This is a genomic window from Flavihumibacter sp. CACIAM 22H1, assembly GCF_001601815.1.
Taxonomy (GTDB): Bacteria; Bacteroidota; Bacteroidia; order Chitinophagales; family Chitinophagaceae; genus Flavihumibacter.
On record NZ_LUKG01000060.1, the window covers coordinates 18,087 to 30,149 of the forward strand.

General features: G+C 43.9%; 8 protein-coding genes. 3 read left to right on the forward strand and 5 right to left on the reverse strand.

The genetic code is table 11. The annotated features are described in order from the left end of the window. Positions 1-391 (forward strand): hypothetical protein (locus tag A1D16_RS15190; RefSeq protein WP_290711004.1); only part of this gene is annotated, 391 nt, incomplete at its 5' end. Here the strand turns inward: A1D16_RS15190 and A1D16_RS15195 are convergent. Next, complete coding sequence (locus tag A1D16_RS15195) at positions 371-1,357, reverse strand: class I SAM-dependent methyltransferase (protein ID WP_290711006.1); 987 nt, start codon at positions 1,355-1,357, stop codon at positions 371-373. The two genes, A1D16_RS15190 and A1D16_RS15195, sit on opposite strands and share 21 nt — an antisense overlap. 163 nt (positions 1,358-1,520) lie before the next feature. Here A1D16_RS15195 and A1D16_RS15200 point away from each other — a divergent pair, with 163 nt between their 5' ends. Next, the gene (locus A1D16_RS15200) at positions 1,521-2,549 is read left to right on the forward strand and encodes a Gfo/Idh/MocA family oxidoreductase (RefSeq protein ID WP_290711008.1); all 1,029 of its coding nucleotides are present in this window, start codon (positions 1,521-1,523) and stop codon (positions 2,547-2,549) included. A gap of 1 nt (position 2,550) precedes the next feature. Here the strand turns inward: A1D16_RS15200 and A1D16_RS15205 are convergent, their stop codons facing one another. From A1D16_RS15205 to A1D16_RS15220, 4 genes are read right to left on the reverse strand one after another with little or no spacing between them, the layout of a single operon-like run. Next, the gene (locus A1D16_RS15205) at positions 2,551-3,690 is read right to left on the reverse strand and encodes a radical SAM protein (RefSeq protein ID WP_290711009.1); all 1,140 of its coding nucleotides are present in this window, start codon (positions 3,688-3,690) and stop codon (positions 2,551-2,553) included. Between the two features lie 59 nt (positions 3,691-3,749). Beyond that, entirely contained in the window at positions 3,750-5,144 is a 1,395-nt protein-coding gene (locus tag A1D16_RS15210) for a hypothetical protein (RefSeq protein ID WP_290711012.1), read from the reverse strand. Beyond that, the gene (locus A1D16_RS15215) at positions 5,141-10,267 is read right to left on the reverse strand and encodes a C25 family cysteine peptidase (RefSeq protein WP_290711014.1); all 5,127 of its coding nucleotides are present in this window, start codon (positions 10,265-10,267) and stop codon (positions 5,141-5,143) included. The genes A1D16_RS15210 and A1D16_RS15215 overlap by 4 nt, the downstream gene beginning before the upstream one ends. A 17-nt stretch (positions 10,268-10,284) precedes the next feature. After that, positions 10,285-11,352 (reverse strand): PorV/PorQ family protein, encoded by a 1,068-nt coding sequence (locus A1D16_RS15220; protein WP_290711015.1) that lies wholly within the window; start codon positions 11,350-11,352, stop codon positions 10,285-10,287. Positions 11,353-11,522: 170 nt separating this feature from the next. On the opposite strand from A1D16_RS15220, the gene tyrS reads away from it, so the two are divergent. After that, the coding region (tyrS, locus tag A1D16_RS15225; RefSeq protein WP_290711017.1) for a tyrosine--tRNA ligase at positions 11,523-12,063 on the forward strand (541 nt) is incomplete at its 3' end.

A 12,063-nucleotide genomic window follows, 5' to 3' on the forward strand; every position in this document is an offset into this window, starting at 1 on the left:
ATATCCTGTAATACTGGCAGGGATCTTCCTGGTACGTCCTGTTTATGACTTTATAAAACCTACTTATCCGCAGTTTACCGAACACAAGCAATTGATCCTGCACCTTCAGTCCTACATGAAAAATATAGGTCTTAAACACGCTACCCTATACACCAATGATTCGTTTACCAGCGAAATGACAGAATACTTTTTGAAATTTGACCAACAGGTTATCCGTACCGAAACAATGAATGACAGCACCAGGTTCTTGCATACCCCCACTAAAAATTTCCTGTTGATAAACCAGGATCCGCCTGCCCTATCCGCGCCGGCACCTCTTTTACAAAAAGCTATACCGGCCGATACGCTGCAAACAAGCCCACATTTCATTTTACTTATGCTCAAGGATTGATACCGGTGTTTTTACCGGTTTAAAAACCAGCACCAGGTAGGGCGCCATAAATTTTCCGGCAAATGGGAAATGTTTAATGAAATAGTTCGCTGTTCTTTTTATCCAGGAAAGAACAACATTTCCATTTTGATTGTAGAAGCCGCAGCTTGCATAAAAAGAATAACCCGCTTTATCCGCCAATTCTTTATAAGCATTCATGGGGAGTATCCGCTCTGTCCAGTTACCCGTATCCGGATCACAGGTATTGTGCTTCGCTACCGCTTGCAGCGGCAGGTTTCCTCCCTGTAAATAGTGGGCCGTTAGTTTGAACATATCGTCTTTTCGCAACCCCCTGCTGCGGGTAGCCAACAACTCGATCTCCTCTTCAGATAATACGGCATAATTTTCTGCCAACAATTGGGCGCGCCGTTTAAAATAAGGCATTTTGTAAGCGTTCTTTCCCTCTTCCAGCGGATCGGCCGAATTGATAAACTCATCCCGGTGCTGCAGTTGCCTGAGCTGCCGGACCTTTAGTTTATTAAACGGGTTAGAGGCTGTGGTAAAAATAGCCAGCATACCGGGCTGCAGACGCCTCATTTCCTGCATACAGGTATCCAGGTCATATATGTGCTCAATTACATCGGTTGATAACAATACATCCATCGGCTGGTTAATTTTTTCCAGGGCGGAGACATCTCCCTGCAAGTAACCATCAAGTTCAAGGTTCAGTGCTGTTGCCAACGCTTTACAACTTGTAATACAGGATTCGTTTAAATCGTTTACTACTACCTGCCCCACTCCTACATATTTGAGAAAAACGGCCTGCATTCCATTTCCCGCACCATAGTCGATGATTCGCAAATCAGCTAAAGGCTTAGGAGTCAGATACAGCGCCTCTCCTAAAATCGAAGAATAGATCGCTGTATAGTATTCCAAATGAGCCTGTAGGTGTAGAAAATAAGCCTGTTCGTAGCTTGTTGACGCCATCTCCGCTGGCTTACATTGCCTTACCTGCCGGATGAATGCCTGCAATAGGCCAGGCTCGATTTTGAAAGAATTTCCCAATAAAGAATTATTTATTACCTATTAAATCCGAAGTTATAAATTTAAAGAAATTTCCATTGGGTTAGTCTACCTGGTATACGCAGTTATGATAAAGTCTTTGATCAGTAAATACAGGGCAATTAAACGGGCTGGTTTTCTCAAACGGAGCTCAACAACCAACTATAAATATGCAATCATAGGTGCAGGAGAACATGCCACCACGCAGTTATATCCCTGTATCTGGCATCTCGGTATTCCGGTTACACGTATTTGCACCAAAACGCTGTCAAATGCTGAAAATGCAGCCAGCCGTTTTGCTGGTTGCAGAGGAACGGATAAACTTACTGATATTTTAAACGATGCTTCCATCCGGGGTGTATTCGTTGCCACTCCGCCTGCTACCCAGGCAACCATTGTTCAACAACTTTTACAGGCAGGTAAATCTGTCTATGCCGAAAAACCACTGGGTTATGCTACAACCGAGTTAAATGCCGTGCTTGGCGCAGCCATGACCAGTGTGCTTCGGGTAGGATTTCAACGCCGGTATGCACCCATAGCCCGGCTTACCAAAAAAATCATGCAGCAACCGTTTAGTTACCAGTATCGATACCGGATTGGTGCCTACCCCGAAGGAAATGCTTTATATGAACTGTTTATCCATCCGATTGATTATTGTCTGTTCCTTTTCGGGGCTGCAACAATTGAGCATGTTTCGAAAATTAAACAGGCTGCCGGCGAAACTTTTTTTATTCAGCTGAATCATGCAGGCATAAAAGGGTTATTGGAATTATCAACTATGTACAGCTGGAACAATAGTGAAGAAGTGCTGGAAATAAATCAGCCCGATGCTACCATAGTTTCCAACTATCCTTCAGAATTGATTAAATACAAAAAACCCGCACAACTTTTTGGCGTTCCTATGGAAAAAGTAATGGAGCAGGCTATCGAAAAAAAGAGCTATCTGCAACCGAATAGTTCCATCCCGTCCTTTCAGCAGCACAGTGCCAACCAGTTGGGCTTTTACCCGGCAATCGAATCTTTTTTTAATGCAACAGAACAGCAGGAAACCAGTGAAGCAGAATACAGGCATTTATCAGCCCTGTATTTACTACTTGATCAACTACAGCAAGCCTGAGTTATTTAGCCGAAGGATTCATTAATTCAGCATAGGTTTTAGTAGCAGATTCTTCCCATTGGTAATAACCAAATACTTTTTTAGTAACCGACCTGCCAAAATACTTTTCAAAACTGCGGTATAAAATAACATCGTACTTTCTATGGAAGTTAAGCCAGCACTGGTTACAGTTATGAACATATTCTTTGTGTAAAGCGCGTGTTTCCGGACCATTAAATATTTCATCCAGACTGGCCTGGAAAATATTTCCGATTTTAAGATCCAGGTTCTGGCAAATCGGAACATCCCCATTTGGCAGAATTACCAGGCTGTCAAGAATACTGTAACATTTCATTTTCAATCCCCCCTTCTTCCATTCATTGTACAATACCATGAAATCGTAGTTTTCAGCGAAATCTTTCACAGATTCCGGAATTTGCTGTATGAAATCATGCCCGCTAAGCCCAAGTGGAGAGGGCGCAGGCTGTTTTTGCCCGGAATGATCCCGGTTCCTGACATCTTTGAAAACCAAGGGTGGGGTTCCTTTCTGAGCACCAATGGCCGTATCATGCGCTTTATCAATGGTATCAAAAAAAGCAATGTCATTGTATATACCTACGCGCATATCAATTCCGTATCGCTTACAAACACCTGCCACATGTGCAAGATCAGTGAAATCATTATACGGCGACAGGGTAAACATAACAGAAACAGGAAGCCGGTCATGCAACTCTTCTATTACCTTGATTACGCTGTCGTAACCAGGTTTACCCCGCATGTGCAGATAGGTTTCTGCATCGCCATCCAATGATATATAAAGGTGCCGGGGCGGATAACGCTTAACGGCATCGATCAACTGATCGGGTTGCAGGCAATTGGATAAGAGGTCAAATCGTTGATGGTGTTCTGCAAACCATTGCAGAATATCCAGTGCATGCGGGTGCAACAAAAACTCGCCCCCTTCCAGCCCAATACTTGTGGATTTAGTAATACAGGAACTCTGCATTACCTCTATGATTTTTTCTTTCGGAAGAAAATTAACAGGTCGTTTTGCCCAGATCAGGCAATGTTTACAGGCCGAATCGCATAAATCGGTAGCATAAATCATCAGGGTGGACAGCTTTTTATTGCCTGGCCGGACCTGGTTATTCAGAAACCGCATTCCTCTTGAGATATAATCACCCGCTTTATACATACACTATCCCTCAAACGTCGTGTAAACTATCTAAAAATAACCATATTACGATTATTCCAGTAAATAACAGGCATTTCGGGGGTACTGACCCATCCCGGCCTGTTTTCTTCAGGCAGAAAAACCTGGTCCTGCTGGTGAATATCCATTGGATCCATAAAGGTCGCTATTTGAATTCCGGTGGTATCAATTCCGTTCAGCAGAAGGGCTTCCATAAACCCGTTCCTAAATACATGTGCGCCCTTGTATTCCTCGGGTAAACGGTGAACTAAAAGCTTTTTGTATTGTGGACGTAAGGCCGCCATATCAGCCAGAATTGTTTTGGTTATCCGGTCCGCTTTTCGCCAGGTAAAATTATTGATCTGCAAAAAAACCAGGAAATAACTAGCTATTGCAATGTTTATCCACCGGTAGCCGGGCTTGCCCATCCACGTTATCAACACAAAACTGATCCAGCAACATAAAAAGTAAGAAGGAAAATACAATAAGCGATCCCCTTCAATAGTTCGGGTGCTTACGCCAAAAAGAAAAGGAATAGCCGCGGAAAAAAGCACCGCCAGACTTATTCCCAATAGTTGAAGTCGGTTTACCGAAGTCTTCTTCCATAAACGGATACTTATTCCACCAAGCACGGCAAAAACGAAAACAGCCAGTACGGTCATTGCAGACGCCGATGCCATGGGCGGCAGGAAAAGACGGCCGGCCGTTTTTAAATACTTTACCAGGTTATTAAGCACGGAGGGATCAAACATCCTGGCCCCATATTCGCCAACAATTTCCTTTACGAGCAAACTACGAACCAGTAAATTCAAAACGGCTACTCCCCCAAACAGGCATAGTCCTTTTATCCATCTTTTGTCTGTGGGATATAACTGCCATAAAAATACCGCGGCTATAAATGGCAGGGTAATGGTGGTTTCATACGTACTCAGGGAGGCAAAATACAGGAGGCCGATAAGCAACATTCGCGGCACGCTCAGCCTGTAGGCAAGCGCTGAATAGAGCGCACTAAACCCCAAAAAGCAAGAGAGGTTCGAGGCCCTGCCCACCACCCAAACAATTGATTCGTTATGAAATGGGTATAAAACGAAAAATACAGCGGCCGTCCGGGAGATCACAGCAGCTTGCTCGTTTTCTTTAAACAGCAACAGGCAGGTTCTGTACAACAAATAAGCCGATGCGCCATGTAAAACAATGTTGAACAGGTTATAGATCCAGCCATCAAAGCCAGCTATCAGATAACAGACGTACAGGCTAATATCTGATAAGGGTCGGAAAAACCCATCCAGGTAGAAAATATTTCCGAATACAATCCGATGCATGACCCCAAAATCGTCTGAAGCCAATCCTTTAGTAATAATCGGTAGATAAACGACTATAGAAAGACCCAGTAAAACCACCAATACATTCGTTTTTTTACTCATCGAATCAGATACATTTTGCCATATCCCCTGGTAAAATATTTATCCGTGTTATCGCCATCGGTTTTAAACTTATCCATCTTCATACCGTTCAACGTAGAGACTACCCTGTACAGGTACACGCCGTTTGCCAGTCGCTGACCGAATTGATCGGTTCCATCCCATTTGTACTCGGTAATATTTCTACCGATCCTCAATGGACCCAGTTCTTCGCCGGTAATTTCACGTACAACCTTACCCGTAACGGTCAGGATCTGTATTTTAAAATTAGTCGGCACCTCGCTTCCGGTTAATGTAAACACAAAGGCTGTGGACGTACTGAACGGATTCGGGTAGTTCAATAAATTAGAGATCATTGGCTTATTGACCACCTTAAACTCAATTGAGTAACCAGCACGGCCAGCTGAATTATTGCTGGCATCCTTTCCTACAACAGTGAGTTCATAGCTATCCATACCGGTTTCCTGGTCGAAGGTTTGCAGGAAAGCAGGCGTAAACTCAATAGTAGCGGTATTATCTGTTCCAGCAACAGCGGGTGTAAAACGAACCGTATCGCTGTCAAAACGATAGGTTTTTATCGTTCCGTCCGGGAATTTTACCTGTATCCGCATCAGGGACGTATCCTCCAACAACATGTATTTGGATTCATCCTTAAGTTTTATCTGTATCCTCGGTTTAGCAGAAACGATATCGCCATTTAAGATATGCACCCCGTCAAAAGTAACATCCAGCAACGGATGGGTAGCATCACCTTTCACGTACAGGTTCCGGAAGAGGAAATTGTTAAAGCGGTATTGTTCCGGTTGATCAAAATCCGGGTTGAAATCAACATACAGCGTATTTAAACCTGGGTATTTCTTAGTGTCGATGGTATAATTAAACCGAAGTGTGTCTTGTCCGGGTAACGGTTTTTGTTTTACCACCGGTAGTTCTGTGGTTATATTGTTGGCATCTGAAATAGACACTTTAACCTTAAGACTATCAAAGGCAATATTGGTTATATTTTTAAACGCAATACCAAACTGAACCGGTTCACCGATCTCCACGGTATCTTTTACTGAAAGGTAGAGTTTGGGAACAATGGCTCCTTCCGGAACAGGATCATAAATCAGTTTCCAGTAGCTGAGCTGGAAAGGAGTGAAATTAACCGCATCCTTATTCTGCATCAATAACTGCAGATAAGGGTACCTGGCTGCGTCGATATCAGAAATATCAACAATTTTATCCTCCAGGTTGATTTCTTTCAATACAACCGGAGAACCACCCGTTGCATTTACTCCCATTAGTTGAATAGTAACCTGATCTGGAGTACCCGCTTCTACAAAAGCTCCATTCCAGCGAAGCTCTTTCCAGGCTTTAGCCGGTCCAAAGGAGGGAGATTTGATCGTACCTGTGGAATCGGGTGAAGGTGTGTTGGACGAAATAAAGAAGCGGTCGTACAATCCGGCAGACACTCTTGTCTGTGGTGCAAAAGAAGGATCATTCTTTTTATAAAGCAGCCCCCATGTTTTCGGTGCGTTCAGCTCATCGATATTAGAAAAACCGGCTGCCAGCAACTTATGATACAACGATTTGTTAGAACCATACAACGTGGTATCAGCTCTCCAGGTAGCGCTAAAGGAAGCGGGATTGCTGTAATCAAAGGAACGAACGATTACGTAGTATCCATCAGGGATAGAATCCATCATATCCATCATCAGTTTTCTGGATGCCGCAGTCATATAGGAAAACTCAAAGTTCCAGTTTCTGCTGGGCGCACAATTCGCAGACGCACTGCCAAAGCGGTTGAGGTTTTGTCCGTTCTCATCCACGTTTTTCCAGGGCACCATAGTCCTGGGATCAATTACTGTAAAAATTAGAGATCGGCCGAGGCAGGCACTTCTGATATAATCCGCGTCATTTATAAGTATAGAGAAATCACTGTCCTCTGTTCCGGAAGTTGGATACATGGCATGCCTTACCTGTATGGTATTTACTTTCGTACCAAAACTCCATTTATTGCCCTCTGACAGGTTCAACTGGAACAGGTCAGATTCTTTGTGCTGATAATAGTGCGACTGATTAAAACCGCTCTGCCCGTTATTCCTGAACTGAAAGCTGGACAGGTTCCAGATATATTCGCCGCCTTCGCCAGGAACTAATGCGGTTCTCCAATAATAAACAACACTATCCAAAAATGTAGTTTGCGGATTAAACTCCAGCAAACCACCTTCAGAACTAATGGTAACTGATTTTTTAAGGGTAGAATTAAAATTGGTAGTGGTATCCAGTTCCATAATATATTGCTTCATGGAACTAAATGGATTGGCGGTAGAAGCATAAAATTTCTGCGCCGGGTCTGACACAATGGAATAATTATACGGATAGGCCGGGGAGGCTTCATCCTCATAAATAAAGAAGGTTTTAGAAGCCGTATTATTTTCTTCGGTCATTTCTGCAATTGCATCCAAGCCGTCGAGGCTTACCACAATTCTACCCTGTCCTTTATGGATCGTAGCAACGATAGGCAGGTTGAATTCCAGGGAATCAACCATTTTAGGAGCAAGTCTTTTTTGATTGTAGAGCAATTGTTCAGAACCATCGGGATTAACCCGCTTTACTTCAACATGAACAGAATCATTGATTGCTTTACCTATATTATAATATTTTACTTTAGCTGTGAAAGACTGGTCAGAAACAGAAATAAAAGAAGGGCTTATTTCAATGGTAGATTCCTCTACTGCATAATCAGGTTTTTCCTGAAAATTCATTACAAGTGCAGGGTCTCCGTGTAAACTCACCTGCTCGGCATGAACTCTTGCAAGAAAATCTATGGGAGAATAGCGTTGTTTCATAGCCGCCAACGCATCTTTTACCACCACCCCTACTGTTTGGCCGTAATCTGTTTTACCGATCTGACCATAAAATGAGTTCAGGTAAGCAGCCAGGTAATTCACTACACCAAAATGCGTGCTGGCAATAAACGCAATGGATCCCTTCTGTTTAGCGAGTGTAAATTTTTCGGTCAGGGTCTCGAATACCTGAAACCTGCCAATTGAATATTGAAAGAAATCACCTGCGTAACATCCGTTCACTGAAAACACCGGGTATTTTCCTTTGTTGTTGTAATCTTCAGGATCTTCAATACTAAACTCCAGTGTATTGGCAGACGAGTGCCCGAAATAGGTAAGCAGGCTGATGCCTTCTTCAAATTTTCTACGGATGATCAGCGAACCGGATTCGTCCTGCTGACCGCTGGCCGTTTTACACAAAACAATGGCGCTGGCACCGGTTAAGGTGTCATCAATCATGGTTTTGTAGGAAGACATATAATTACACAACTGCACACCCAGCAACGCATCTGTGGCACCCGTTACGTGTAATACGTTTTTCATCCAGAGCTTGTCTTCAATTTTTCCTGAAATCGTGCGTTGTTCCTGCTCATATTCCTTCACCTTTTCAAGGTAATCGGCAATTTCCACAGGTTTTATTACAGACAAGCGGCCGATAGGTGTTTGAATGATCGGATCACTGGAGGAGGCAGCACTTAGCAGGTTATCAGAGCCGGGGAATCCGAATGTGGGTACCAGGTTCAATTCCGTTAACTGGGGACGAAGCGCCGTTGTGGAAGACCTGTAATAATTATAGGTAACCCCTTTCCCAACAATAAAAATATGCTGCAAGGGACTGGAAAAATTTGCTCTCGCAAATCGTATAAAATTTTTTACGGAAAGCGGATGCCCGTACTGTCCGAATGCAAACTGGTCGGTTAACTCAGCAATATCATAAATTTTAGCAGTAAATCCGCCCCCGGTAGCGCTGCTTCTGTATTGGCGGTAGTCTTCCAGGGGATTGGATCCACCGGAGGTGTTCATCAATTGCTGATGACTGATGATCAGGTAATTCCCTTGTAAACCAGGGTTTGAAAAATCTGTAAATGTTTTAGAACTAAGCGTGGATATGGTAATGGGATACCCGGTGGCGGCAGCCTGGCTTACCAGCACCATTTTACGTGCAACAGCCGAACCCGGTAAGGCAAATCTCAACACACCATTCACTTGTGTATTAGCAACATATCTTTCCTGGTTTTCCAGGTCATAGAGTACCGGAGCAATACCGCCCGCATTAAAATTTCTGATTTCCAGGAAATACCCATTGGTACGTGCTTCCAGCTCAAAAGGAAAAGTACGCTGGTTATTGAAGTTAAACTCTCTTGCGTAGGTTAGTTCATAAAAAGAGAGCACCATTCGATCCAGGTACGGATCAGGGCCGGTAGGCGGTGCAGGTGGCTGAACATTGGTGAAAGCAAGTGAAGCAGAACCACCAGCCAATAAGCTAGCGGGAACGGTAACCGATGCCAGTAGATCAGAGAAGAAATTCATTGAATTCTCATAGAGTTGCGTGCTGTTAAGTTCAACCCGCAGTCTTCTGGTTTTGGTAGTATTTCCAAATGCCCCGAAAGAAAGCCGCGCATCGGGGCCTCCGGGTGCAGCCCGGAGATTCGTTTGGTTATCGGTACGAGTAATCCGTTGGCGTATTTCACTGCTGGAAAAAAACTCGCCTTTGTCGTAAGAAGAAGAGAAAACATATTGTTCCAGGTCAGCTGCAAAACCGGAATTAAGGCGCTCCTTGAAATCACGCGCCAGTTTATACATGAAGTAGGGTTCAGCTGGTAGGGTATTGGAAGCTACATCATTATTCATTGCTACAAAGCGTTTGTTCTGAACGCCTGGTGCAACCGTCAAAAAATACATAGCTGTGTCGGCATGTAAATTATACTTTGTACGGTGCTGAAATTGCTCTTCCCTGTATAAGACCCGATCGGTTTCCCCGTCATTCGCAAGTCCCCAGAATTCAATATACCCATCCGCCGGCATCAGGCCAGTTGGTACGGATGTAAAAAGGGGAACTTCTTTTCCATTGCGGAATAAACGAAACTGTTCTGCAGGAATATTGTTTAACCCGTTGGCCTGAAGGGTGGCTGCAGGAATACGGTATAATCCGTCGGCACCAACTTTAAACTTATAATAGGTTTTACTAAAATCGATCCATTCGTTGTTGTATGGTTGTGCTGCAGCCGAAAATGCGGTGGCCAATACTACCAGCAGCATAATCAACCTGCGATTCAACTGAAGTCCTCCTTTCATACGCATATGCTAAGCTGTTACTTGTTCTTGTTTTTCTTGACCAGGTCAAGCTTTAAGGAAAATACGTGGGTATACAAAGGATTGGATTGGTTGGCCAAATTCGTAAATGCATAATCTATCATTACATTCTGAATGCGGAACCCTGCTCCAATAGCGGGCTGATAAATCCATACTTTCTTGCGGTAAGTGCTGTCGTTATCGTCCAGTGCTTTTTGGAAATTATTGATCCCTGCTCGAATGAAGAATACATTCTTCATAGAAGCTTCCAGTCCGATTTTTGGATCAATACTTACTGCTGAGGAACTGACAACGGTATTCCTGCGGCCGTCAAAGGTAAAATCGAGGTTTCCCTCCGCCAGCAGGTTAATGGATTTACTAAGCTTAAAATTATACGATGCCCCGGCTATCAGTTTCGGAGCCGTTAGTTCGTTGGATTTTACCGGCACATCATTCTGCGTAACGTAAAAAACCTCGCGCATCTTGTCATTGATATTGTAGGTCCAGGCATTGAACGTAGTCGTCACATCGCGCGCAACCAAACCAGCCTGAAAACGCTTATTTATATATTGTACGCCGGCATCAAACCCAAAGCCCCAGGCAGTGGCAAAATCACCTGCTTTACGGTGAATTACTTTGGCGTTAAAACCCAGGTTCAGCTTTTTGTCGGCAGACCCGTTTACCTTCAATTCCTGGGCATACGAGAACAGAAAAGCATAGTCGGCCGAAGAGAAGGTAGTAATATTGTCAAAATTGATGGTTCCATCGGGTTCTACCAGGAAAACCGTATTGGGGATATCGTCCACTGCAAAGCGCAGTACCGATAAACCAATGGTTCTTTTTCCGTCTTTTAAGGGAATTGCCACATTCGCATAATCGTATTTGCCAATTCCGGCAAAATATTCCGCGTGCATAATATTCACCTGTGCCTGTCCTTTTACGTGTACCAGGGCGGCAGGGTTCCAGTAGCCGGCTGTTCCGTCGGAAACGGATGCCACCTGTGCAGAGCCCATAGCAAGCCCCCTGGCTCCGGCACCTATATTCAGGAATTCATTGGAATATTTTCGAAACTGCGCTGACAATGCCATCGGCATCATCAAAAGACAACATAAGACTCCTCGGTTTATTCGGTTCATCTGTCAACTTTCAGGATAAGCAAAGATTTCGCTAATGGACTATAACGCCGCCACCCGGGCAATATTGCCTTTCGCCGGCTAATCCGATTGCGTTAGTTTTGCTGCAAATTGCAGCATTTTTTATGAATTTAATAGAAGAATTACGTTGGAGAGGCATGTTGCAGGATATCATGCCCGGAACTGAAGAACAATTGAATAAGGAAATGACGGCCGCTTATATTGGATTTGATCCAACAGCTGATAGCCTGCATATCGGCAGCCTGGTACCTATTCTTCTGTTAATTCACTTACAAAAAGCTGGGCATAAGCCTTTTGCACTGGTTGGTGGAGCCACCGGAATGGTAGGCGACCCCTCCTTTAAAGCAGAAGAACGTAAAATGCTGGATGAACAAACCCTGGCCAAAAACCTGGCAGGAATCCGCGCCCAGCTGCAACAATTCCTGGATTTTAACCCCGAATTACCCAATTCAGCAGAAATCGTCAACAACTACGATTGGTTCAAAGAAATCAGCTTCCTGGACTTTATACGGGATGTCGGCAAACATATTACAGTTAATTACATGATGTCGAAGGACAGTGTGAAAAAAAGAATCGAAGGCGAAACAGGCATCAGCTTTACCGAATTTACCTACCAGCTCATCCAGGGATATGATTATTACTGGC

Excerpts from the sequence above, each read along its gene's own strand:
- A1D16_RS15195 (WP_290711006.1), bottom strand. The coding sequence starts at position 1,357 with ATGGCGTCAACAAGCTACGAACAGGCTTATTTTCTACACCTACAGGCT.
- A1D16_RS15200 (WP_290711008.1), top strand. The coding sequence starts at position 1,521 with ATGATAAAGTCTTTGATCAGTAAATACAGGGCAATTAAACGGGCTGGT.
- A1D16_RS15205 (WP_290711009.1), bottom strand. The coding sequence starts at position 3,690 with ATGCGGTTTCTGAATAACCAGGTCCGGCCAGGCAATAAAAAGCTGTCC.
- A1D16_RS15210 (WP_290711012.1), bottom strand. The coding sequence starts at position 5,144 with ATGAGTAAAAAAACGAATGTATTGGTGGTTTTACTGGGTCTTTCTATA.
- A1D16_RS15215 (WP_290711014.1), bottom strand. The coding sequence starts at position 10,267 with ATGAAAGGAGGACTTCAGTTGAATCGCAGGTTGATTATGCTGCTGGTA.
- A1D16_RS15220 (WP_290711015.1), bottom strand. The coding sequence starts at position 11,352 with ATGGCATTGTCAGCGCAGTTTCGAAAATATTCCAATGAATTCCTGAAT.